We start from the raw sequence: 23493 nt of genomic DNA on the forward strand, positions 1-23493 counted from the left end.
GAAGGTGAGACCATGGAATTCGGCACACTCGAACGGGAAATCCACATCGACGCCACCCCCGACGTCGTCTTCGACGTCGTGAGCAGCCCCGAACACCTCCGCGAATGGTGGCCCGACGAGGCGGAGTACCCCGTCGAACCCGGGGGAGCGGGCCGCATCGCCTTCGGCGGCGACTGGGTCCAGTTCACCGTCGTCGACGCGATCCCCCCGAAACTCTTCTCCTTCCGCTGGACCCACGCCGAAGGGGAGACCGCCGCACGCGGCAACTCCTACCTCGTCGTCTTCGAACTCGAACCCGCCGCCACCGGAACCCGCCTGCGGATGACCGAAACCGGCTTCCGCGAGCGCGGCTGGGACGAAGCCAAGACCGCCGCCGAGTACACCGACCACGAGACCGGCTGGGACCAGTTCCTGCCCCGGCTCCGCACCTACGCCGCCAAGGTCGGAGCCGCCACGTGAGCACCGCCGTCGACGACGACCTCTGGTCGGCCATCGGCGACCCCACCCGCCGCCGGATGCTCGACCTCCTGCTCGCCCAGGGCAGCGCAACCGCCACCAGCCTCAGCGACCACCTCCCGGTCACCCGCCAAGCCGTGGCCAAGCACCTCGCCGTCCTCGACCGCGTCGGCCTCGTCCACGGCACCGCGGCCGGCCGCGAAAAGCACTTCCACGTCGACGAAGCCCAGCTCGCCCGCGCCGTCGCCCAGCTCACCGACGTCGGCAACGCCTGGGACGCCCGGCTCCGCCGCATCAAGCACATCGCCGAAACCATCGAAAGGACCAAGTAGCCATGGACATCCTGCACCGCATCGGCATCGAAAAGGCCACACCGGAGAAGGTCTACGACGCCCTCACCACCCTCGACGGCCTGTCCGGCTGGTGGACCGAGAAAACCGTGGGGGACACCGAACTCGGCGGCGTGATCGCGTTCCGCTTCATCCCGGGCGGGTTCGACATGAAGGTCACCGAACTGGACCCGGGCAAGCTCATCCGCTGGGAGGTCGTCGACGGACCGCCGGAGTGGATCGGCTCGACGATCCGCTGGGACCTCGAACAGCGCGGCGACTACACGATCGTCCTGTTCAAGCACGAAGGCTGGCACGAGGCCGGCGAGTTCATGCACCACTGCAGCACCAAGTGGGCGACCTACCTGATGAGCCTCAAGCAGCTCGTCGAGACCGGGGAAGGCGCCCCGAGCCCGCGGGGACGTGATGATCAGCGACTGGCACTGACGTTACTTGACATAATGTACATTATCGGCACTTGATGGCACGCTGCGCCGAGGGCCGAGAGGGGCGGAAGAACCGGGTGTTCGCCCGGGAGGGTTGCTTCGCCAGAACGGCTCCTGAGGAGACTGTGGCCCGTCTCGCCGAGTGCGGGACGGCTGGATCTCCTTGAGTCTCGCCAAGAAACGGCTACGAGGACCCGGACAGCGTCCCCTGGAGTCGTGAATCCGATGCCCTGCCACCCGACCTTAAAACGTCACGGTGACGAAACTGTCGGAGCGTTCGACGGTCAATGGGCCGGTTTGCCGCACTGATCCGGCGGACTTGCTCGCCCGGTCTCGTTACGAGAGCCTCGCTGACGCCGTCGAACATATGAACGATTCCCCGCAAGACGCGCGATTACGTCTCCAGAGGGCTCGGACGAGCCCCGGCGAGAGTCGGCATCCCCCGGGAGCGGAGTCCGGGCTGAACCGACGTTTCATGCATAATGGCAATTATGCATGAAACGTCGGTTCCGGACCCGGCCACCGGAATTGTCGGTGCCGTGCGGTACAAGATCCACATGAAGGTTTCCGAGGCCCAGCAAGCCTTCTTCGCCGCCCGGCGGCCCCGCAAGGACTCTCCGCACACCACCGACGCCTACCGCCGGGACCTCGCCGGGATCACCACTCTCCTGGTTTCGGAGCTCGGCCGCCCGGCCGAGGAGCTGGAGGTCGCCGATCTCACCGGGCCGGCGTTGCGGTCGGCGTTCGGCGCGTTCGCGGACGGGCACGCGAAGAGCTCGGTGCTGCGCGCCTGGTCGACGTGGAACCAGTTCCTGACGTTCTGCGTGGCGGACGGGCTGCTGGCGGGCAACCCGATGGGTGCCGTGGCGCGGCCGCGGACGCCGGCGTTGACGCCGAAACCGTTGCGGGGTGAGGAAACCCCGGAGCAGCTGCTGTCGGCGGCGGCCGCGGGTTCGCGGCGGGCGCGGGACCCGTGGCCGGAGCGGGACGTGCTGGTGATCGCGCTGGGGCTGGTGGCTGGTCTGCGGGCGGCGGAGATGCGGGCGTTGACGTCGCGGTCGCTGGTGGGGCGCGCCGGGGAGCTGCGGTTGCACGTCAAGGGGAAGGGCAGCCGGGACCGGTCGATCCCGGTGCAGCCGGTGCTGGCGGAGCTGATCGAGCGGTACCGCGAGTCGTGCCGGGTGCGGTTCCCGAACGCGCGCTTCTCCCCTGGTTCGCCGTTGCTGCTGGATCGGGCGGGTGAGCCGATCGGGCGGGGTGCGCTGGAGTACCTGGTGAAGTCGTGTTACCGGGGTGCGGGGTTGCACGACCGGGTGCCGGCGGGGGCGAACCTGCACGCGTTGCGGCACACGTTCGCGACGCGGCTGGCGGAGGACGGGGCGACGGCGTCGGAGATCATGGCGTTGCTGGGGCACGCGAGCCTGGCGACGAGCCAGAACTACATCGAGGCCACGGGTCGCGAGCAGCGCGCGGCAGCGGCGAGCAACCGGACGTACCGGGCGTTGGACACCCTGGGCTGAGGTAACCCCACCGGACGACACGCGTACTTGCACGGACGACACGCGTACCTGGATGGACGACACGGCATCGAGGGCGGGCGCGGTCGTGTCGTCCGGCGGGGTACGCGTGTCGTCCGGTGGGGTGCGTGTGTCGTCCGGTGGGGTGCGTGTGTCGTCCGGCTGGGTAGGGCGGGTGGTCAGCGGAGCTGTTCGAGGTCCTTGGCCGCGCGGGCGATTTCTTCGGCGAGGCCGCGGAGTTCGCGGGGGTCGGCGCCGTCGTCGGCCGCGGTGACGATGTCTTCGGCCGCGCACCTGAGCTGGAACAGGCGGTCCTGGAGGGCGGCGATCTCCGTGTCGGAGAGCACCACGGCGTCCTCGGGCAAGCCGCTTCGCTGCAACGCCGTGCGGCGTTCGTAGGCGCGCTGGCGGCAGGACTGGCCGCAGTACCGCCGGCGTCGGCCGACGTTGCCGGCTTCGGGCAGGCGGCGGCCGCACCAGCCGCAGTGCTTCGGGGCGCCGCGGCGGGCGGGGGCGGGTTCGAGCTGGGTCAGTTCGGCGGCTTCCCTCACCCGGGAGACCCTAGCTGGCCATCGTCCGCTCATGCCGGGGTCATGGCGGAAGGGCACACTTGGGGGATGCAGGTGTCGTTTCCGTATCTGGCCGATCCGCTCCCCCGTGCCTTCGCCCACCGCGGGTGGCACCTCGGTGAGCTGGACGGTCTCGAGAATTCGCTGCCGGCGTTCAAGCGGGCGTGCGCGGAGGGGTACCGGTACCTCGAGACGGACGTGCACGCGACGGCGGACGGCGTGGTGGTGGTGCACCACGACCCGAACCTGGACCGGACGACGGACGGGTCGGGGCCGATCGCCGCGCAGACGTGGGCGCAGTTGAAGGACGTCAAGGTCGGGGGCGGGCTCCACTGTCGCGGCTGGAGGACGTGCTGGAGGAGCTGCCGGGTGCGCGGTTCAACGTCGATGTGAAGGCCGATCGGGCGGTGGAGCCGTTCGTGCGGGTGCTGGAGCGGACGGGGGCGCACGACCGGGTTGCGGCGGCGGCGTTTTCGGACGCGCGGCTGGTGCGGTTGCGGAAGCTGGCGGGGCCGAAGCTGGTGACGGCGATGGGGCCGCGGTCGGCGTTCGCGTTGTGGGCGCGGGGGAAGCTGCCGTTGCTGCCGCTGGGGCGGCTGGTGCTGGGTGCGATGGCGCAGGTGCCGGTGCGGCAGGGGGCGTTGCGGGTGGTGGACAAGGCGTTCGTGTCGATCGCGGGGCGGTCCGGGATCGAGGTGCACACGTGGACGATCGACGATCCGGCGGAGATGCGGATGCTGCTGGACCTGGGGGTGCACGGGATCGTGACGGACCGGCCGGACCTGCTGCGTGAAGTGCTGATCGAGCGGGGGGTCTGGCAGCGGTCGCAGGAGCCGTGAGTCAGCGGGGTGCTTTGCCGTTCCAGGCGGCGTCCCAGGTCTTGGGGCCGAGGAGGCCGCTGTCCTTGATGCCGTTGGCGCGTTGGAGGTCGAGGACGGCGGTGCGGGTTTTCTCGTAGTAGCAGCCGGTGCCGCTGAAGCCGTAGCCGAAGGCGTTCATGCGGAGCTGGAACGCCTTGAGCGGGGTGGCGCAGTCGCCGTAGGAGTAGACGACGCCGGGCCAGGGGGGTTTGCCGCCGGGGTCCGGCGTCGGGGTGGGCTGGCCTCCCCCGCCCATGTAGGCGGCTTCGGCGTAGGTGGGGACGCGTTTGCTGCGGGCGTCGGCGTCGGCGGTGAGTTTGAGCATGCCGGCGCACTGCCAGGGTTGCCAGCCGCGCATGCGGTAGAGGTAGAGGGCGCGGTAGTCCTGTTCGCCGGGGGTGGCCTGGTCGGGGCGGCCCTGGCCGCCGACGCTGCGCCAGGTGGGCAGGTCGAACTGGTAGGCGCCGTAGTAGCCGTTGCCGGTGTTGGTGGCGTAGCGGCCGCTCGATTCGCACATGCGGAGCTTGGCCCAGGCTGTCGGCGCGGGGTCCGCGGTGGCGACGGCGGGGGCGGTGAGCTGCAGACCCATGGCGGCGAAGGCGAGGAGCAGGGCTCTCGTCACGGTGCGTCGACGGTTCTGGATCATGCGAGCACAGTAAGTGGGTGCCCCAATGGCCACAAGAGACGCACTGCGCGCTCCAGTCTCACATGAACCACTGTTCACAGAGGTCAGCGACACGCCGTGAAGGGCGGACCGGGATTGCCACGGAAGTGGCGGATGATCACGAAGCGACAAACCGGACACGGTTTCGGCGGCCCCGCGGCCCGTTCCGCTACCTCCCAGTAGTCTCCGCGCTGACCTGGAAGTTCTTGAGGCGAAGGAGCCGTGGATGACGCTGGCCGGGACGCGCTCGACCAAGCGCGAGCGCTGGGGCTGGTATTTCTACGACTGGGCGAATTCGCCGTTCTATTCGTCCACGACGACGGTGTTCGGCGCGCTTTCCATGAGCTCGATCGCGGCCGAGGACGCGAAGACGAACATCACCCTTAACGGGGACCGCGCCTGCCTCGACGCGGCCGGCAAGGCGGACACCCTGCACCACTGCGACGTGACGTTGTTCGGGCTGCACTTCCCGGCGGGGTCGGTGTGGGGCTACCTGCTGTCGGTGGCGACGGTGGTGCAGGTGCTGGTGCTGCCGATCGCCGGTGCGGTGGCCGACCGGAGCCACAACAAGCGGCGGATCCTGGGCGGGTTCGCGTTCCTGGGTGCGGCGGCCGCGGCGGCGATGTTCTTCCTGGCCGGTTCGGACTGGCAGCTGGGGGTGGTGCTGTTCGTCGTGGCCAACATCGGCTACGGCGGTTCGCTGGTCGTCTACTACTCGTTCCTGGTCGACATCGGCGGGCCGGACGAGCGGGACGACATCTCGGCGAAGGGCTGGGCGTTCGGGTACCTGGGTGGCGGGCTCGCGCTGGCGTTGCAGCTGGGGTTCTACCTCGGGCACGACGCCTTCGGGGTGAGCCAGGGCATGGCGGTGCAGATCTGTTTCCTGACCTCGGGGCTGTGGTGGGCGCTGTTCACCTTCCCGGCGGTGCGGGCGCTCCCCCGCCGTCACACGCCGGTGGACGTGGCGCGGGGGACGTCGGTGGTGCGCGCGGGCTTCGCGGAGCTGCGGCAGACGATCGTGGCGGCGAAGGCGTACCCGTTGACGCTGGCGTTCCTGGGCAGCTACCTGGTCTTCACCGACGGGATCAACACGGTGGTGACGGTGTCGGCCCAGTACGGCAAGGACGAGCTGGGGTTCGGCAACGAGGTCCTGATCGTGACGATCCTGGTGATCCAGTTCGTCGCCTACCTGGGCGGGACGTTGCACGGGCTGGTGGCGCGGCGGGTCGGGGCGAAGCGGACGATCCTGGGCAGCCTGGTGCTGTGGGTCGTGGTGCTGGCCGGGGCGTACTTCGTGCAGCCGAAGCAGCTGGGGCAGTTCCTGGCGGTGGCGGTGGGGATCGGGCTGGTGCTGGGTGGGACGAACGCGCTGTCGCGGTCGCTGTTCAGCCAGATGATCCCGGCGGGCAAGGACGCGCAGTACTACTCGCTCTACGTCGTGGGTGAGCGCGGGACGTCGTGGCTGGGGCCGCTGGTGTTCGCCGGGGTCGGGCAGGCGACGGGGTCGTTCCGGCTGGCCATCATCGCGCTGGTGGTCTTCTTCGCGGCGGGGCTGGTGCTGGTGTGGCTGGTGCCGGTGCGGCGCGCGATCGAGGCGGCGGGCAACCGTCCGCCGGAGGTCCTGTAGTCACCGATAGGGTCGGGCGTCGTGACCTTGTTGAACGACCGCGCCGCCGGCTCCGATCCCACCGATGCCCTGTCGTCGGTTCCCGCGGCCGGTTCGCGCCGCGGGACGCCGCCGGTGGGCAGGCTGAAGTTCTGTTACGGGCCGATGGACTGCGGGAAGTCGACCTTGGCGCTGCAGATCGACCACAACCACGCGCGGCAGGGCCGGCGGGGTCTGGTGCTGGTGCGCCACGACCGGTCGGGCGCGCCGCAGATCTCCAGCCGGATCGGGCTGAGCCGGCAGGCGGTGGAGGTCGGCGAGGACACCGACGTGCGGGACCTGGTGCGGCAGGAGTGGGCGCGCGGGCAGCACGTGGACTACGTGGTGGTGGACGAGGCGCAGTTCCTCTCCCCCGGGCAGGTCGACCAGCTGGCGGAGCTGGCCGACGAGGTCGAGATCGACGTGTACTGCTTCGGCATCGCGACGGACTTCCGGAGCCGGTTGTTCCCGGGGGCCGCTCGTCTGTTCGAACTGGCGGACGAGCTCCAGCCGGTCCAGGTCGAGGTGTTGTGCTGGTGCGGGCTGCCCGGGCGCTTCAACGCGCGGGTGCTCGACGGCGAGGTTGTCCGTGAGGGCGATACTGTCGTCGTCGCAGATACCGAACAATCCGTAGTTGAAACTTCAGCTTCAGCACGTTTTGAGGCCGAATCCGCTACTGTGCGTTATCAGGTATTGTGTCGCCGCCACTTTCGGGCGGGTGACCTGGGACCGGTTACCGCTCATCACGGTCAGTTACGGTTGACCTGAGCAGACCGCCAGTAGCCCATCTGGGGGATATCAGCACTAAGAAGGCCGTATTGACGTCACGCCGGAGCGCGAAACGCCTCCTACTAGGAGAAGCTGATGCCGGCGGGTGACGCAGCTCATCGTGAGCAACGACATGGCGTCCCGGGAATCCCCGGGACCCTCGAGTCGTTGCATAGGGTGAGCAACACCCTGGCTCCACCCCGGAGCTGACTGAAAGGACCCCCATCATGGCCGACCGTGTTCTTCGTGGAAGCCGGCTGGGAGCGGTCAGCTACGAGACCGACCGCAACCACGACCTCGCCCCACGCCGCACCGTGCGCTACGCCTGCCCGAAGAACCACGAGTTCGAGGTGCCGTTCTCCGACGACGCCGAGATCCCCACGGTCTGGGAATGCCGCCTGCACGGCAGCGAATCGGAGATCGTCGATGGCGGGCAGCCCGAGCAGAAGAAGGTCAAGCCGCCGCGCACGCACTGGGACATGCTCCTCGAACGGCGCACGATCCCCGAGCTCGAGGACCTGCTGAACGAACGTCTCGCCGAGCTGAAGGGCCGCCGGACCTCCCGGTCCGCGTGACCCTCCGGACCTCGGCCTTGTAGCCAAGCTCCCACCACAACCGAAAGGCCCCCGCGACCTCCCCCGCGGGGGCCTTTCGCGTGCCCGGGCCTACCTCGCCGTGGCGCAGAACGGGCCGTTCAGCGCCGCCCACTGCAGGAGCATGATCGTCTTGGCGTCGGCGATCTCGCCCGTGTCGATCATCTTCAGGGCGTCACTGAACGGCAGCTCGACCACCTCGATGTCTTCGCCCTCCTCCGCGAGCCCGCCGCCTTCGCCGCGCTCTGCCGGGTTGTAGGGCGCCGCGTAGCAGTGCAGGCGTTCGGTCACCGAGCCCGGGCTCGTGTACACGTCGAACACGTGCTGCAGCTCGCCGATGCGGACGCCGGTCTCCTCTTCGGCTTCGCGGCGGATGGCGGTCTCCGCGTCGTCCTCGTCGAGCAGGCCGGCCGCGGTCTCCAGGAACATGCCGTCCGGGTGGTCGTTGACGTAGACCGGGTAGCGGAACTGGCGGGTGAGCAGCACCGAGGCGTCTTCGACGTTGTAGAGCAGCACGGTGGCGCCGTTGCCGCGGTCGTAGGTCTCGCGCTGTTCGGTCGTCCAGCGGCCGTCGCCGTGCTGGTAGTCGAACGTCGTGCGGCGCAGGACGTGCCAGGCCGAAGCCAGCAGTTCGACCCGGGTGACGCGGACCCGCGGGTTGCGGTCCAGGCCGGGGACGCTTGTCGAAGAGGTCATGCCGCGACCATAATGTGCACGAGTCGGAAGAAACAAGGAGGATCGTGCATGCTGGTCGGCGAACGCCGTGAACTGCTGCTCGCCCGGCTGGGGGCCGACGGCAAGGTGCTGGCGAAGGACGTCGCGGCCGAGCTGGGCGTCTCGGAAGACAGCATCCGCCGTGACCTGCGGGACCTGGCCGCGGCCGGGCTCTGCCAGCGCGTCTACGGCGGAGCGCTGCCCGTCTCCCCCGCCGTCGCCGACTACGCGAGCCGGACGGCGATCGCCGTGGACGGGAAGGACCGCGTCGCCGCGATCGCCGCCGGACTGGTCCGGCCGGGTTCGACCGTCATCCTCGACGGCGGGACCACCACGCTGGCCGTCGCCAAGACCCTGCCCGGCGACCTCGAAGCGACCGTGGTGACCCACAGCCCGACCGTGGCCGTCGCCCTGCTCGACCACCCCGCCGTCGAGGTGTACCTGCTGGGCGGACGGCTCTTCCGGCACTCCGCCGTCACCTGCGGCGCGGCCGCCGCCGAAGCCGCCCAGGGCATCAGCGCCGACGTCTTCCTCCTCGGCGTCACCGGCGTCCACCCCGAAGCCGGGCTCACCACCGGCGACGCCGACGAAGCCGCGATGAAGCGCACGCTGGCCCGGCGCGCGGCCGACACCTACGTGCTGGCCAGTGCGGAGAAGCTCGGTGCGGCCTCACGGTTCACCGTGCTGCCCTTCGCCGCCGTCGCCGGCATCATCACCGACGCCGACGAGACCGACCAGAACGTGCAGAAACTTGCCAATCTCGGCGTGGAGATCCTGCGCGGGTGACTTCGACGTACCACTCGCGCCCCGCCACCAGCGCGAACACCGGCACCGGCAGCCACACGAGCACCCGCAGCACCGCCGAGAGCCGCCCGCTGCCCCGCACGTCGGACACGTGCGCGGCCAGCGCCGCCTGCTTCCGCGCGGCGAAGCGCCGCACGTCGAACCGGTGGGTGATGGCCGAGGCAGGGCTGTAGGCGCGGCCGAGGGCGCCGGTGTCGTACCGGAACGGGATCCGCAGCGCGCGCACCAGCCGGACCAGCCGCACGACGACGTCCCGCGGCATCGTGGCCTCCAGCAGCCGCGTCCCGGTCAGCCGAGCCGCCCGGCGGCCGACCTCGTGGACCTTGACGTGGTCGGGGTGGCCGTAGCCGCCGTTGGGGTCGTAGCCGAGCAGCAGATCGGCCCGCTCCTCCCCCAGGATCGCGGCGAGCCGGTGGGCGGCCTCCTCGGTGTCCGCGCGGACGAACCGCTGCCGCCCCGGCGGATCGGGGTAGAGGATGGGCCCGTGCCCGCTCTCGGCGTAACCCAGGTGCACGACGCGGTGCACGCCGAGGATGGCCGCGCTCGCGCGCAGCTCGGCCCACCGCGGCGTCGGGCAGTCCGCCTCCATGCCGTCGGTGGCGACGACGACCACCACCCGGTGGCCGTCGGCCGCGGCGCGGGCGAGGGTGCCGCCGCTGAGCAGAACGGGGTCGTCGGCGTGGGCGTGGAAGGCCACGATGGTCGTCACCGGCCCCATGATGGCCGAGAACGGGAGAAAACCGCATGAGCGAGCACCGCGTCCGCTTCGCCGCCGTCTTCGACGAGGAGGTGCGCAGGCACCACGAGCGGTTCCGCGACGTCGCCGCCGTGCGGCCCGGCGAAGACGTCCTCGACGTCGGCTGCGGCACCGGCGAGTCGACGCGGGAAGCCGCGCGGGCGGGCGGGACCGCCCTCGGCGTCGACGTCTCGGACCAGGCGATCGCCAAGGCCCGCGAGCTGGGCGGGGCGGCGTTCGAGGTCGCCGACGCGCAGACGCACCCGTTCCCCGCGGCCGCGTTCGACGTCGTGCTCAGCCGGTTCGGGACGATGTTCTTCGCCGACCCGCCCGCGGCGTTCGCCAACCTCGCCCGCGCGCTGCGTTCCGGGGGCCGGATGGTGCTGCTCGTGTGGCAGGAGCGCGACCGCAACGAGTGGTACTCGCTGCTGCACGACGCCGTGGCGCCGGGTACGCCACCACCGCCGCCCGGGCCGCACTTCTCCCTCGGCGACCCCGCCCGCACGCGCACGCTGCTCGAAGACGCCGGCTTCACCGGCGTCGGGTTCACCGAGCTGCGCGAGCCCGTCTGCTACGGCCCGGACGCCGCGACGGCGTGCGAGTTCGCCCTGGGCCTGCTGGACGTCAAGGAGCTGCTCGCCCACGGCGACGAGGGATCGGTGGCCCGCCTGCGGGAGGCCTTCGCCGCGCACGAGACCCCCGAAGGGGTGCTCCTCGGGGCCCGGACGTGGATCGTGACCGCGCGGGTCAGCCGCGCTTGACCAGCCGGCGCAGCTGCTGCCAGCGCCGCTCGACGCCCCACTTGGCCACCCGCAGGAACGCCTCACGGATGATCGAGCCGCTCATCTTGGACTCGCCGATCTCGCGCTCGGTGAAGGTGATCGGCACCTCGACGATCTCGAAGCCCGCGTCCGCGGTGCGCAGCGTCAGGTCGATCTGGAAGCAGTAGCCGTGCGAGTTGACCTCGTCCAGGGCCAGCTTCTCCAGCACCGGGCGCCGGTAGGCGCGGAACCCGGCGGTGATGTCGCGCACGCGCATGCCCAGCGCGACCTGCGAGTAGAGGTTCGCCCCCCGCGAGAGGACCTGGCGGTTGAGCGGCCAGTTCACCACGCTGCCGCCCGGGACGTACCGCGAGCCGATCGACAGGTCGGCGTCGCCGACCGCGTCCAGCAGCCGGGGCAGGTCCTCGGGCGCGTGCGAGCCGTCGGCGTCCATCTCGACGATCGTGTTGTACTCGCGGGCCAGGCCCCAGCGGAACCCGGCGATGTAGGCGGCGCCCAGCCCGGCCTTCTCCGTGCGGTGCAGCACGTGGACGTGGTCGTTCGCGGCGGCGCGCTCGTCGGCGAGCTCACCGGTGCCGTCCGGGCTGCCGTCGTCCACCACCAGCACGTGCACGTCCGGAAGTGCCTTGTGCAGGCGATCCAGGATCGGGCCGAGGTTCTCCCGCTCGTTGTAGGTCGGGATCACCACCAGCACCGGCTCGATTTCCCGGGCCCCCCGCGGCGCCTGCGACATCCGTCTTCCTCCGATATCCGCGGCGGTCAGTCCGCCGCTTCCCCTGCTGCTGTGCCGGCGCTCGCGCGCCGGGTGCGAAAACGGAGTACGAGCCCGCCGGCCACCCCGGCGATCGCCAGTGCCAGCAGCCCGTACTCCGTCCACGCACCGAGTCGATCCGACAGCGTAGTCTGCGTCCGCAACGGGACGCGCCCGACCAGGGAATCCGCGGTGAAAAGACCCGTTGAGCTGGTAACCGTCCCGTCGGGGGCGACGACCGCGCTCACTCCCGAGACGGCGGACACCACGACGGCGCGGCCGTGCTCGACCGCCCGCAGCCGCGACATCGCCAGCTGCTGGACGCTCATTTCGCTGCGGCCGTACCAGGCGTTGTTGGTCGGCACCACGAGCACCTCGGCGCCCTGCCGGACGGCGTCGCGGGCCGGGTAGTCGAACGCCGCCTCGTAGCAGACGGACACGCCGACCTTGGTGCCCGCGACGGCCAGCACCTGGTTCGTGCCGTCGCCGGGGAGCATGTCGACGGTCTCCTGGTCGAGGAACGGCGTGACGAGCTCGGCGACCTTGCGGGCCGGCACGTACTCGCCGAACGGCACCAGCTGCTGCTTCGCGTAGCGCTCGCCGGGCCCGGTGTGCGGGTCCCAGGCGACGACGGAGTTCTGGATGTGCCCGTCGGGCAGCACGTAGAGCGCCCCGATCAGCGCGGGCACGCCGAAGTTCGCGACGAGCTGGTCGACCTGGGGGTCGGGGCCGTCGAGGGTGGTGGCGCTCTCCGGCCACAGCACCAGGTCCGGCTTCGGCACCTTCCCGGCCTGGACGGCGGCCAGCAGCCGTTGGCTCTCGGCGATGGTGTTGCGGCGCAGCAGGTCACGCTCCCCCTGCAGGGCGAGCCCGATGTCCGGGGCGTTGCCCTGCACGGTCGCGACGGTGAGCTCGCCGTCCTGCGCGCCCGTGCCGATCGCCGGCCACAGCGCCAGCCCGGCGACGACCGGCAGCACCGTGGCCACGGCGGCGACGCCGGCCGGCCGGGTGAGCTTGCGGGTGTCCCAGAGCCGTCCGGCGAGCGCGGCCAGGCAGAAGCCGGTGAGGACGACGGCGAGGCCGACCAGCGGCGCGCCGCCGATCGAGGCGAGCGGCAGGAACGCGCCTTCGGGCTGGCTGAAGGCGACCCGGCCCCAGGGGAAGCCGCCGAACGGGAACCACGCGCGCGGCGTCTCCAGCCCGATGAACACCAGCGCGGCCCACAGCGGCCCGCCGGGCAGCCTGGACACCAGCGTGATGAAACCGCCCGCCAGGCCGTGGTAGAGCGCCAGCGCGAACGACAGGCCGAGCCACGGCCACGGGCCGAAGTCGGGGCCCAGGAAGTCCAGCAGCCACGTCAGCAGCGGCAGGAAGAACACGAACCCGAACGCGAAGCCGTACCCGAACCCGCCCCGGAAGCGGCGTCCGCGCAGCACGAGGGCGAACCCGGCGAACGCCAGCGGCGCCAGCCACCACAGCGGGCGGGGCGCGAAGCTCAGGTAGTAGGCGAAGCCGGACGCCAGCGCCGCGGCCACCCGCAGCAGCCAGGCGCGGGGGAACCGCCGCGTGCGGGCGGGGTGCTGCGGGGCGCCCGGTTCGGGGTCCGCCACGGTGACTGCCACGGTGCCGACTCTAGGTGATGGTGTCGTGGAGGACTTCGCCCGCGCGGACCGTCCGCAGGCACCGGGGCAGGGCGGCGTCCGGTTCGAGCCGCGGCAGGGGCGGCACGCCGGCGCGCGGGTCGGTGGACCAGCGCTGCACGCGGCTGTCCGGGGTCGCCACGACGAGGTCGGTGGCGTCCCAGATCGCGTAGTGCGCCGGTGCCCCCGGGACCAGGCTGCCGGTGACGCCGTCGTTGACGCCCGCGGCGCGGTGCCCGGCCCGGGTGTGGGCGGTGAACGCCGCCCGCGGGGACAGGCCCGCGCCCGGCGTGCGGTGGTAGGCGGCGGCGCGGACGCTCGCCCACGGGTCGAGCGGGGTCACCGGCGCGTCGGAACCGAAGGCGAGCAGGACGCCTTCGGCGGCCAGCGCCGAGAACGGGTTCAGCCCGGCCGCGCGGTCCGCGCCGAGCCGGTCGGTGTACATGCCTTCCGGGCCGCCCCAGAGCGCGTCGAACACCGGCTGCACCGAAGCGACGGCACCCCAGCCCGCCAGGAGCTTCGCCTGCTCGGCGGTGACCATCTCCACGTGCTCCAGGCGGTGGTGGCGGGCGGCCAGCGCGCGCGGCCCGACCTCCTTCTCGGCCAGGCGGAACCCCTCGACAACCTCCGCGACCGCGGCGTCGCCGATGACGTGGAAGCCGGCTTGCAGCCCGGCTTCGGTGCAGGCGGCCAGGTGGTCGCCGATGCGGTGGGCGTCGAGGTAGAGCGTGCCGGAACCGGGGTGGTCGGCATAGGCGTCGCTCAGCGCCGCGGTGTGGGAGCCGAGGGCGCCGTCGACGAACAGGTCGCCGGCGAGGCCGCGGGCACCGAGTGCGCGGGCGGTGCCGACCGCGCCGAGTTCCCCCAGTAGCCGACGACCTCGGGGGTGTCCGCGCCGGCGAGGGCGAGCAGGGCGGCGAGGTCGTCGCGGCCGGAGATGTCGGGCCCGGCGCATTCGTGCACGCTCACGATCCCCTGGCGGGCGGCCTCGGCAAGGAACGCGCGCTGGGCGCGGTCGCGCTGGTCCGGGGTGATCGCCGCGCGCACGGCGGCGCGGACGGCGTGGTGCGCGGCGCGGGTCAGCGGGCCGTCGGGCGACCAGCCGTCGGCGTCGCGGGCGGCCGGGGCCAGCTCGACCAGGGCGGTGGAGACCAGCGCGGAGTGGACGTCGACGCGGCTGAGGTAGACGGGGGCGCCGCCGGCGGCGTCGTCGAGCTCGGTGCGGCTGGGCAGGCGCGGGTCGGTCCAGGTGCTCTCGTCCCAGCCGTGGGCGAGCAGGGCCTGGCCGGGGACGACGGCGTCGCGCACGCGGGCGAGGAGCCCGGCGCGGTCGCGGACACCGGTGAGGTCGAGGCCGGTCAGGTGCAGGCCGGTGGCGGTGGCGTGGACGTGCGCGTCGACGAACGCGGGCGCCACGAACGCGCCGTCGAGGTCGACCACTTCGGCGCCGGGGTGCAGGGCGCGGGCCGGGGCGTCCTGGCCGACCCAGACCACGGTGCCGCCGGTGACCGCCATCGCCGTGGCGTCCGGGCCGGCGGGGGTGTAGACGCGCCCGCCGAGCAGGAGCGTCGTGTGTTCGTCCGTCACACCCTTGAGTTTGCCCCGCGTCTCCGGGCTTCCTCCACCTGGGGGAAGGCAGGCCAGCAGGCAGGAAGATTTACTCCGTGAGAACGTTATGACAGGATATTTTAACGCGATCCCGACGACTAGGAGTACAAGTGACTGCGACCCAGGAACCTGTGACGCCTGCCGCCGCCTTCGACCAGCCCTACGAGTACGCGCGCGCCGAGCTGGTCGAACCCGACTGGCGCCGCTTCCCGGGCTGGCACGACGTGACCGAGGCCGAGTGGCGTGACGCGCAGTGGCAGCGGGTGCACTGCGTCCGCAACGTCAAGCAGCTGCGCGCCCTGATGGGCGACCTCCTCGAGGAGCGCTTCTACGACGACCTGCTGGCCGACCAGCGCGAGCTCGCGACGATGTCGATGCTGCTGCCGCCGCAGATGCTCAACACGATGGCGCCGACGGCGGGCACCGACCCGGCCAAGGTGACCGAGGCCTTCTACGCCGACCCGATCCGCCGCTACATGCTCCCGGTCCGCAGTGATCGCGACGCCACGTGGCCGAGCCACCCGCACTCCGAGCGCGACTCCCTGCACGAGGCCGAGATGTGGGTGGTGGAGGGCCTGACCCACCGCTACCCGACGAAGGTGCTGGCCGAGATGATCTCGACCTGCCCCCAGTACTGCGGCCACTGCACCCGCATGGACCTCGTCGGCAATTCGACGGAGACGGTCGAGAAGCACAAGCTGACGCTCAAGCCGGTCGACCGCCAGGACGCGATGATCGCGTACCTGAAGAAGACCCCGGGCGTGCGCGACGTGGTCGTGTCGGGCGGCGACGTGGCCAACGTGCCGTGGCCGCAGCTGGAGTCGTTCCTGATGCGCCTGATGGACATCGACACGGTCCGCGACATCCGGCTGGCGACGAAGGCACTGGCGGCGCTGCCGCAGCACTGGCTCCAGCCGAAGGTTGTCGAAGGCCTCGAGCGCGTCGCCGTGACCGCCCAGCGCCGCGGCGTCAACCTGGCGATCCACACGCACGTGAACCACGCCCAGTCGGTGACACCCCTGGTGGCGGAGGCGGCCCAGACGGCACTGAACGTGGGGGTCCGCGACGTCCGCAACCAGGGGGTCCTGATGCGCGGGGTCAACGCGACGCCGGCGCAGCTGCTGGACCTGTGCTTCGCCCTCCAGGGCGAGGCGAACATCCTCCCGTACTACTTCTACATGTGCGACATGATCCCGAACGCCGAGCACTGGCGGGTTTCGGTGTGGGAGGCCCAGGAGCTGCAGCACGCGATCATGGGGTACCTGCCGGGGTATGCGACGCCGCGGATCGTGTGCGACGTGCCGTATGTCGGGAAGCGGTGGGTGCACCAGCTGGCGGAGTACGACCGGGAGCTGGGGATTTCGTACTGGACGAAGAACTACCGGACGGGCATCGAGCACTCCGACCCGGAGGCCTTGCAGCGGCGCTACCCGTACTACGACCCGATCTCGACGCTGCCCGAAGCCGGCCGGCAGTGGTGGGCCAGCCGGTCCAGCTGAGGAGCTTCCGGCAGAGCGGTGCGCGGGGGCGCCAGGCGCGTGGTTCGCGTCGCGGACGCCCCCGCGACCATCCCGGTCGTTCGGGCTGGTCGCGGCGGATCAATCCGAGCCGTCGGGTACCTGCACCAGGATGTTCCGGCCGAGAGGCCAGGCTCGACCGACCTGATCGAGGGCCGCCTGATGGATCCGGCCGTCCGAGAGCCGCGTCTGGATTTCCTTGATCACGGCGGCAAGTGACTGGCTGTTGGGCATTCCGCCGCGCTTGCCTTGGCGGAGTTCCTGGATGTACTGGTCGCGAGCCGCGATGGTGACGTCGATCCGGCGTGCCAGCACCCGGTTGAACAGCTGACCGAGACCCTCAAGAGTTTCCCGTTCGTGCTTGGTGAGTGGCTGCTTGGCGTCGACTTTCTGCCAGATCTTCGCAGCGAGTTCGAGGGTGGCTTTGACGGCTCTGATCTCGGTCTGGTCCGACGGGGACCGCAGAGATCCGATATCGGTCTTGATGTCGGCGATGCGTTTGGTCACCAGCAGCGTCGTGTCCTGCTCGTAGGTCGATCCCGATCCCGACCGGGTGTAGACGGGCGTGCTCGGATCCCAGCCCCCGACGAGGAGCTGGAGGATCGAGCCGGGAGTGATGTGCTCCGCCTCCAGCGTGCCGAAGTCCTTCTTGCGTCCCCACGAGAATTCCTTGTAACTGCCCGCATCTCCCAGGGTCTTGTCGACCGGCGGGGTCAGCGGCCCGAGATCTGTCAGGTTGTACCGCATGCCGAAGATCTCGAGGCGTTTCCCGAGCCGGGTGACGAGTCTGGTGACCTCCGCCTCCGGCGCGTCCGGCCCGAGCGCTTCGACCTGCGCGCGCAGAGAGTCGATTTGGCGGACGTCGCCGACCAGTTCGTCGGAGTCCTTGAGGTAGCGGTTCAACTCGTCGAGCAGGGCACGTTCGCGTTTACCGGCCTTCTTGCCCTTGGTGACGATTTCGTCCGCCTTCTGGCGGCCGGTGATGACGGCGGCCTTGCGCTTTTCGACGTCACTCAGTACCCGGGCGACTTTCGCGGACAGGGGCCCGGGAGACGCGGACGCCATTTCGAGCACCCGAGGTGGACCTGGTTTCACGGTCAGCGTGTGTCCGGCGCCCTTCATCGAGAGGTCCTGCTTGAACAACCTGCCGACCGCGGCCCTTCCTGCTTCGACCTTGCCCTTGACCCAGGCTTTCCCGGCCGCCACTTTTGCTTTCACCTTGCCGCTGATGCCCTTGATGCCGCGGATGATCGGGCCTGCCAGCTTCAGGCCCGTCTTGATCACGAAGTCCAGGGCCTTGTTCACCGGCTTCTGCAGGGTCTCGATGATCGAACGGATCTTGGCGCCGATGCCGCCGAGGCCGATGGCGCTCGCCAGGAAGCCGATGATGATCGGGAGCATCTGGCCGAGCACGTCGTTGATCTTGTCGACCACGCCGCTGACGTTGCCGCGGACGATGTCGGCCACCGAGTCGATCACGGTGTTGACGAACTTGAGGATGCGGCTGCCGTTGGTGACGAAGAACATGATCACGTCGTAGATCAGCTTGCAGGCCTTGATGAACGCCGCGGCCGGGTTGAGCAGGCCGATCAGCCAGGTGATGCCCGCGGTGATGATCTTCGTGATGACGAAGTCCTTCACCTGGTCGAGGATCATCTCCTTGATGTCGCCCAGCTTCTCGATCAGCATCTGCCACAGGCCGGCGACGCCCTGGGTGAGCATGACCTGGAAGATCTCCACGCCCTTCTCCGCGGCGGCCATCGCCCTCTCGCCGATCTGCCTGACCAGGCGGTTGCGGATGTTGGCCCAGGTCAGGCCGAAGATCGAGGCCAGCAGCTTGATGATGCCGCGCGCGTCGAACTTGTCGGGCAGCTCGACGCCGCCCTCGGCCAGCGCGCCGAACAGCCAGCCCATCAGGCCCTTGCGCAGGTGGTCGAGGATGTTGTCCTTGAACTTGAGGATGCCGCCCTTCACCCCGGCGATCAGGTTGCCCAGGAACGAAACCGGGTTCTTGATGATGTCGCCGACCACGTTCCCCGCCCGGGCGAGCACGCCGGTGAGCATCGCCGCGAGTTCGCGGATCGTGGTGATGACGCCCTTGATCGCGCCGATCGCCGCGTCGACCAGGCCCTTGTTCTCCGCCTGCAGCGCCTCGATCCGTTCGTCGAGGCCCTTGCGCGCTTCGACGTACTTCGTGGCGAGGGTGTCGACGACCGCTCCCTGCTTGTCGTTGACGTCGCTTTCGAGCTGCGAGAACTTGTCGCCGATCTCCTTCGACGCTTCGGCGCCGATCTTCCGCAGGTCGGGGGACAACGTCTTGACGTAGGCCGCGATGTCGGCTTTGCCCTTCGCGATGCGCTGCTTAGCCGCGGTCAGGTCGGTGCCGACGATGTCCGCGACCCGCGAGATCACGCCGTCCATCTGCTTGAGGTACAGCTCCCGGCCGGCCTCGTGGAATTCGTTGACCTTCGCGGGCATCCCGAGCAGCTTGTCCTTCGCCCAGCGCAGCCCGCCCAGCCAGCCGCTGTAACGATCTTCCTTGTACGCCGCCATTTTCGCCGACACGAACGACTCGAAGGCCGCCTTCGCGGCCGCCTCACCCTGTTCGAACGCGGCTTCGACCTTCGGGTCGATGCCCTCGAGGATCTTCTTCACCTCGGCTTCGGTGGCCGCGAAGATGCCCTGGATGTTCGTCGTGACTTCGGCGCGTTTCGCCTCGTCCTTGGACTTCGCCTGGCCCTTGTCGGCGACCAGTTTCGCGAGCGCCGCACCCTTGGCGCCCTGCATCCCCTCGACGCCGGCCTTCGTCTCCGTCGCGGCTTCGGCCTTGCCCTGCTGGAGAACCTGCTGCTCCTGCGCGCGGAACTGCCCGGGCGCGGTGTCCGCGTGCGCCGCCGCGGCCCGCTTGTCGGTGAGTGCCTGCTGGAACCCGGGCTCGTTGGACCGGGCGAGCTGCTGCTCACTGACCTCGGCGGCGGCCAGCTCCTGGTCGGCCTGCTGCTTGCCCGCTTCGAGGTTGACCTGCTCGGGCGGCGCCGGTTTCGGCACCGCGCCCGCGGCCGGGATCTGCGTCGTCGGGCCGGGCTGCTCCTCCGCCATCGGGGTGACCGGCTTCGGGACGGCCTTGGACTGGTCCGGCGGCGCGTCCGTCGCCGTCTCGATGTCCTTGGCCTGACCTTCCTTGCCCTGTGTGACCAGGCCCTTGACCTCGCCCTTGACTTCGCCGGTCTTGCCCGGATCCGTGGCCTCCACCAACGTCTTCGGCGCCTTCGCCTCGATGGCGGTCTTCACCGCCGCGATGAACGCCTTCTTGTCGAACGTCCCCGGCGGCTGGGCGTCCATCGTGTCGACCTTCGCGGCCTTGGCCTGCCCGGCGACGTCGTCGGACGGCGCGAGAGCCGCGTCCTGGGCTTCCTTGGCCTTCGAGGCCGCCGGCGGATGGGCTTTCTTCGCCCCGGCGAACGCCTTGACCTGCCCGGTGACCTGCGTGAACGCCGGATCCTCCTCGGGCCGCACCGCCACCGGCGCCACCGGCGGCCGGAGGAGCTGGTCGCCCGTCAGCGGGGCGGGCGCCGCCACCGGAGACGGGGCGGGGACACTGATCGGCGCCGCGGGCGGGGCGTGGCCGCCCCCCTTGGCGGTCGCGGCCCCGGCTTTGCCCAGCGGGTGTACCGCGGGCACCGGCTTGGCGGGCGGCACCGGCTTCTTCGCCGGAACCGACGCCGGCCCGAACCCGGTCGTGGTCACCGCCAGTGCGGACGCGGGCGGCTTCGGACCCTCGAGTTCCACCGGGACCCCGGCCGCCTTGGCCTGCTTCAAGCCCTTCTCGACGGTGTCGATCTCGGGTTCGTCCCGCTTGATCTCCCGCAGCGCCGCGTCGATCTCCCCGACGGCCTGGCCGCCCGGCGACTTCGCCTTCGCGGCCATGAGCGCGCTGACCGCGGCGTTGCCCGCGCTGCGCTGCAACGCCATGAGCGCGAACGGCCCCACGGCGGCGCGCGCGTGCCCGCCGCCGGCCTTCCGCCTGCCGTCGACGAGGGCGTCACCGACCTCCGCCTTCGCCGAATCGGCCGTCCGACGTGCCGCGGCCATCCTCCCAGCGTGACCGACCCGGCCGCGGACCACCGCCGGACACCGGGCACCTCAACGGGCACCATCGGCTGCCCGAACGGGCAGGGGTGACGCCGGCCAGGCCGTTACCGGCCGAAGACCGAAAGGTCGATCGATTCGCCCAGCAAGCGGTCCCCCTCGGCGTTCGGGTGGTAGCAGTCGGTGCGCCAGGCCGCCGCGATCACCGTCGGGTCGGCCGGGTCGCGGAGGACCGCCTCGAAGTCCAGGACCGCGTCGAACGTTCCGGACGACCGGATCCACTCGTTGACGGCGAGCCTCGCCTGTTCCTTCGGGCTGCCCGCGGCGTTGCACATCGGCAGCAGGGTCGCGCCGACGATCCGGTGCCCGGCGGCGTGCACCCGCGCCACGATGCCGCGCATCGCGTCGATGACCTGGGACGCGGGCGCGGGCGGGGCGTACGTGCCGCCGCCGAGGTCGTTGGTGCCCTCCAGCAGGAGCACGTAACGGACTCCGGGCAGTGCCAGCACGTCCCGCTGGAGGCGTTGCGGGGCGGGCGCGCCGCAGCACTGGTTCGTCGGGTCGTAGGGATTCGGCTGGACGCTGACCGTGTTGCCGCTGATGCCGGCGTTGGCCACGGACAGCTGCCGCCCGGGCGGCAGCTTCGCGAGGCGGCCGGCGAGCACGTCGGTCCAGCGCCGGCCACCACCGAACGCGTTGTAGCCGTCGGTGATCGAGTCGCCGAGCGCCACGATCGTGCCGCGCGCCGACGAGACGGCGCTCACCGCGTCCACCCACCACAACACGCCCGGCGCGAAGGCACCGTAGGCGCTGCCTGACGAATCCGCGCCGGCGTCGCCGGGGCCGGAGGCGAACGAGCCCGGCGTGTCGGTCTCCGGCGGCGGGAACGTGTGGTCGTTGACCGGCGCCCCCGGCGCGTACACGCTCACCGCGACGTGGTCGCCCCGCCGGACGGTCAGCGGGATCGGGTCGCTCCACGCGGTGCCGCCCGGCGGCACGGTCACCGTCCGCTTGAACCCGAACGTGGCCCACCGGTTCGTACCGGGCACCAGCCCGGCCGAACCCGGCGCCGCTTGCACCCCGGCCCACACCGACCGCACGACCAGCGGGCTGCCGCCGAACGGATTGCCCAGCCGCACGCGCAGGGCCGTGCCGCTCGCGGTGACGGTGAGGACGTTGCGGACCGTGGCGTCGGGCGCCGTGCCGTGCACCCCTTCCAACGCCGATTCGGTCAGCGTCACCGTCCGCGGCCACGACAGGTCCGGAGTCGCGGCCTGCGCCGTGACCGGCAGGGAAAGCATCGCGGAAAAAGCGAGCACAACCGCCGTTCGACTCATTCTCATGAGCGCGCTCCTCGGGCTTCGACGCCGGTGTCGGGATCATGAGAACAGACGCCGGACGGCCGCCGCAACCGGCGAAGTCCGCCGAAACAATCGAATCCCCGGGCGAAAGTGTCGAAAGCCGGACGACCGCGGAATACCGGTGCGGCCCCTTTCCCGATCCCGCGTCCGCGACTACAGTCCCGGATCGCTGGGAGCGCTCCCAGGAGATCGGCGAACAGAAGCGCCACCCGGGACGTTCGAAGGAGAAGCTGCATGCGAAGCAGGACAGTGACCGCCGGCGCGATCGCCGCGCTGGCCGCGATCGGCGTCGTCGCGATGACCACGTGGGCCGGCGCGCAGGCGGCGGCGTCGGCGTACTACGTCGACCCCGGCACCAACGCGGCCAAGTGGGTCGCGGCGAACCCCGGTGACTCGCGCACCGCGGTGATCCGCGACCGCATCGCCGCCGTGCCGCAGGCGCGGTGGTTCACCACCACGAACACCTCCACGGTGCGCGGGGAGGTCGACGCCTACACCGGGGCGGCGGCCGCCGCGGGGCAGATCCCGATCATGGTGGTCTACGACATCCCCAACCGCGACTGCGGCGGGGCGAGCGGCGGCGGTGCGCCGTCCCACGACGCGTACCGGGCCTGGATCGACCAGGTGGCGGCCGGTCTGGCGGGACGGCCCGCGGCCATCGTGCTCGAACCCGACGTGCTCGCGCTCATGACGAACTGCCAGAGCGCCGACCAGCAGAGCCAGACCACCGCCTCGATCGCCTACGCGGGCAAGCGGCTCAAGGCCGGCTCGTCCCAGGCGAAGGTGTACTTCGACATCGGGCACTCCGCCTGGCTCTCCCCCGGCGAAGCCGCGAACCGGCTGCGCGCCGCCGACGTCTCGAACAGCGCCGACGGTATCTCCACCAACGTGTCCAACTACCGCGCGACCGCCGACGAAGTCGCCTACGACAAGGCGATCCTCGGCCAGCTCGGCAACTCGCGGCTGAAGGGCGTGATCGACACCAGCCGCAACGGCAACGGGCCGCTGGGCAGCGAGTGGTGCGACCCGGCCGGGCGCGCGATCGGCACGCCGAGCACCAACCAGACCGGCGACAGCCAGATCGACGCCTTCCTCTGGATCAAGCCGCCGGGTGAGGCCGACGGCTGCATCGCCACGGCCGGCCAGTTCGTGCCCCAGCGGGCCTACGACCTCGCCGTCGCCGCCGGCCCGGTCACGACCACGACCCCCACCACGCCGACGACCCCGACCACCAGTACGACCCCGACCACCACGACCCCGCAGCCGTCCGGCACCTGCAAGGTCACCCACCGCGTGGTCAGCACCTGGTCGACCGGCTACACCGGCGAGATCGTCGTCGAGAACCGCGGAGCGCCCACCGACCACTGGACGCTCACCTTCTCCGCCCCCGGCGTGACCGTCAGCCAGGGCTGGAACGGCACCTGGACCGACACCGGCGACGTCGTCAAGGTCGACAACGCCTCGTGGAACGGCACCCTCGCCACGGGAGCGACCGCCACGATCGGCTACAACGCGAGCTACACCGGTGGCACGCCGCCCTTCCAGTCACCGGCGCTCAACGGCGTCTCCTGCTCCTGACCCACCGTCCGCCTCGAAGGCCTCTTCGGAAGGATTCCTTCCGGGGAGGCCTTCGGCGCGCGGGGG

19 protein-coding genes and 2 pseudogenes are annotated in these 23493 nt (G+C 70.9%); 12 read left to right on the forward strand and 9 right to left on the reverse strand.

Going from position 1 to position 23493, the window contains the following annotated elements; genetic code table 11:
- Nucleotides 1-12: 12 nt before the first annotated feature.
- The 4 genes from ACH54P_RS05005 to ACH54P_RS05020 all read left to right on the forward strand — a co-directional run bounded on the left by ACH54P_RS05005 (nt 13) and on the right by ACH54P_RS05020 (nt 2751).
- Nucleotides 13-459 (forward strand): SRPBCC domain-containing protein, encoded by a 447-nt coding sequence (locus tag ACH54P_RS05005; RefSeq protein WP_489911141.1) that lies wholly within the window; start codon nt 13-15, stop codon nt 457-459.
- Entirely contained in the window at nt 456-788 is a 333-nt protein-coding gene (locus ACH54P_RS05010) for an ArsR/SmtB family transcription factor (protein ID WP_489911142.1), read from the forward strand. Before ACH54P_RS05005 ends, ACH54P_RS05010 begins: the two co-directional genes overlap by 4 nt.
- Before the next feature lie 2 nt (nt 789-790).
- Entirely contained in the window at nt 791-1267 is a 477-nt protein-coding gene (locus tag ACH54P_RS05015; RefSeq protein ID WP_489911143.1) for an SRPBCC family protein, read from the forward strand.
- A gap of 503 nt (nt 1268-1770) precedes the next feature.
- Nucleotides 1771-2751 carry a tyrosine-type recombinase/integrase gene (locus tag ACH54P_RS05020; RefSeq protein WP_489911144.1) on the forward strand — a complete coding sequence of 327 codons (981 nt, stop codon included), beginning with the start codon at nt 1771-1773 and terminating at the stop codon, nt 2749-2751.
- Between the two features lie 176 nt (nt 2752-2927).
- On the opposite strand, the gene ACH54P_RS05025 is transcribed toward ACH54P_RS05020, so the two are convergent.
- On the reverse strand, nt 2928-3299 hold the full coding sequence (locus ACH54P_RS05025; RefSeq protein WP_372665115.1) for a hypothetical protein: 372 nt from the start codon (nt 3297-3299) through the stop codon (nt 2928-2930).
- Nucleotides 3300-3365: 66 nt separating this feature from the next.
- Between ACH54P_RS05025 and ACH54P_RS05030 the strand changes: the two are divergent.
- Nucleotides 3366-4156 (forward strand): annotated as a pseudogene (locus ACH54P_RS05030) (glycerophosphodiester phosphodiesterase family protein).
- A gap of 1 nt (nt 4157) precedes the next feature.
- Here ACH54P_RS05030 and ACH54P_RS05035 read toward each other — a convergent pair.
- Entirely contained in the window at nt 4158-4823 is a 666-nt protein-coding gene (locus tag ACH54P_RS05035; protein ID WP_489911145.1) for a transglycosylase family protein, read from the reverse strand.
- A gap of 244 nt (nt 4824-5067) precedes the next feature.
- Here ACH54P_RS05035 and ACH54P_RS05040 point away from each other — a divergent pair, with 244 nt between their 5' ends.
- From ACH54P_RS05040 to ACH54P_RS05050, 3 genes are all read left to right on the forward strand, one after another.
- Nucleotides 5068-6468, forward strand: a complete 1401-nt coding sequence (locus tag ACH54P_RS05040; protein ID WP_489911146.1) for an MFS transporter — start codon at nt 5068-5070, stop codon at nt 6466-6468.
- Between the two features lie 21 nt (nt 6469-6489).
- Nucleotides 6490-7254 carry a thymidine kinase gene (locus ACH54P_RS05045; protein WP_489911147.1) on the forward strand — a complete coding sequence of 255 codons (765 nt, stop codon included), beginning with the start codon at nt 6490-6492 and terminating at the stop codon, nt 7252-7254.
- 227 nt (nt 7255-7481) lie between these two features.
- Nucleotides 7482-7829 (forward strand): RNA polymerase-binding protein RbpA, encoded by a 348-nt coding sequence (locus ACH54P_RS05050; RefSeq protein ID WP_003081521.1) that lies wholly within the window; start codon nt 7482-7484, stop codon nt 7827-7829.
- Between the two features lie 90 nt (nt 7830-7919).
- Here the strand turns inward: ACH54P_RS05050 and ACH54P_RS05055 are convergent, their stop codons facing one another.
- Nucleotides 7920-8543, reverse strand: a complete 624-nt coding sequence (locus tag ACH54P_RS05055) for an NUDIX domain-containing protein (protein WP_489911148.1) — start codon at nt 8541-8543, stop codon at nt 7920-7922.
- A gap of 48 nt (nt 8544-8591) precedes the next feature.
- On the opposite strand from ACH54P_RS05055, the gene ACH54P_RS05060 reads away from it, so the two are divergent.
- Nucleotides 8592-9347 (forward strand): DeoR/GlpR family DNA-binding transcription regulator, encoded by a 756-nt coding sequence (locus tag ACH54P_RS05060; RefSeq protein WP_489911149.1) that lies wholly within the window; start codon nt 8592-8594, stop codon nt 9345-9347.
- On the opposite strand, the gene ACH54P_RS05065 is transcribed toward ACH54P_RS05060, so the two are convergent.
- Nucleotides 9274-10083 (reverse strand): PIG-L deacetylase family protein, encoded by an 810-nt coding sequence (locus ACH54P_RS05065; RefSeq protein WP_489911150.1) that lies wholly within the window; start codon nt 10081-10083, stop codon nt 9274-9276. The genes ACH54P_RS05060 and ACH54P_RS05065 overlap by 74 nt on opposite strands.
- Before the next feature lie 26 nt (nt 10084-10109).
- Between ACH54P_RS05065 and ACH54P_RS05070 the strand changes: the two genes are divergently transcribed.
- A complete protein-coding gene (locus ACH54P_RS05070; protein ID WP_489911151.1) occupies nt 10110-10862 on the forward strand; it encodes a class I SAM-dependent methyltransferase in 753 nt (250 codons plus the stop codon).
- Here the strand turns inward: ACH54P_RS05070 and ACH54P_RS05075 are convergent.
- From ACH54P_RS05075 to ACH54P_RS05085, 3 genes and pseudogenes are all read right to left on the reverse strand, one after another.
- Entirely contained in the window at nt 10849-11616 is a 768-nt protein-coding gene (locus tag ACH54P_RS05075; protein ID WP_489911152.1) for a polyprenol monophosphomannose synthase, read from the reverse strand. The two genes, ACH54P_RS05070 and ACH54P_RS05075, sit on opposite strands and share 14 nt — an antisense overlap.
- Before the next feature lie 26 nt (nt 11617-11642).
- Nucleotides 11643-13256 carry an apolipoprotein N-acyltransferase gene (lnt, locus tag ACH54P_RS05080; protein ID WP_489911153.1) on the reverse strand — a complete coding sequence of 538 codons (1614 nt, stop codon included), beginning with the start codon at nt 13254-13256 and terminating at the stop codon, nt 11643-11645.
- Between the two features lie 10 nt (nt 13257-13266).
- A pseudogene (locus ACH54P_RS05085) lies at nt 13267-14861 on the reverse strand (amidohydrolase).
- Between the two features lie 131 nt (nt 14862-14992).
- Here ACH54P_RS05085 and ACH54P_RS05090 point away from each other — a divergent pair.
- The gene (locus tag ACH54P_RS05090) at nt 14993-16381 is read left to right on the forward strand and encodes a KamA family radical SAM protein (protein WP_489911154.1); all 1389 of its coding nucleotides are present in this window, start codon (nt 14993-14995) and stop codon (nt 16379-16381) included.
- Between the two features lie 99 nt (nt 16382-16480).
- Here the strand turns inward: ACH54P_RS05090 and ACH54P_RS05095 are convergent, their stop codons facing one another.
- Together ACH54P_RS05095 and ACH54P_RS05100 are read right to left on the reverse strand one after the other, a co-directional pair.
- The gene (locus tag ACH54P_RS05095) at nt 16481-20491 is read right to left on the reverse strand and encodes a phage tail protein (RefSeq protein ID WP_489911155.1); all 4011 of its coding nucleotides are present in this window, start codon (nt 20489-20491) and stop codon (nt 16481-16483) included.
- A gap of 104 nt (nt 20492-20595) precedes the next feature.
- Nucleotides 20596-21831, reverse strand: coding sequence for a GDSL-type esterase/lipase family protein (locus ACH54P_RS05100; protein ID WP_489911156.1), 1236 nt, complete (start codon nt 21829-21831; stop codon nt 20596-20598).
- Nucleotides 21832-22098: 267 nt separating this feature from the next.
- Here ACH54P_RS05100 and ACH54P_RS05105 point away from each other — a divergent pair, with 267 nt between their 5' ends.
- Nucleotides 22099-23427, forward strand: coding sequence for a glycoside hydrolase family 6 protein (locus ACH54P_RS05105; protein ID WP_489917121.1), 1329 nt, complete (start codon nt 22099-22101; stop codon nt 23425-23427).
- The last annotated feature ends 66 nt before the right edge of the window (nt 23428-23493 follow it).

The organism is Amycolatopsis sp. N2S4-7 (assembly GCF_058119595.1).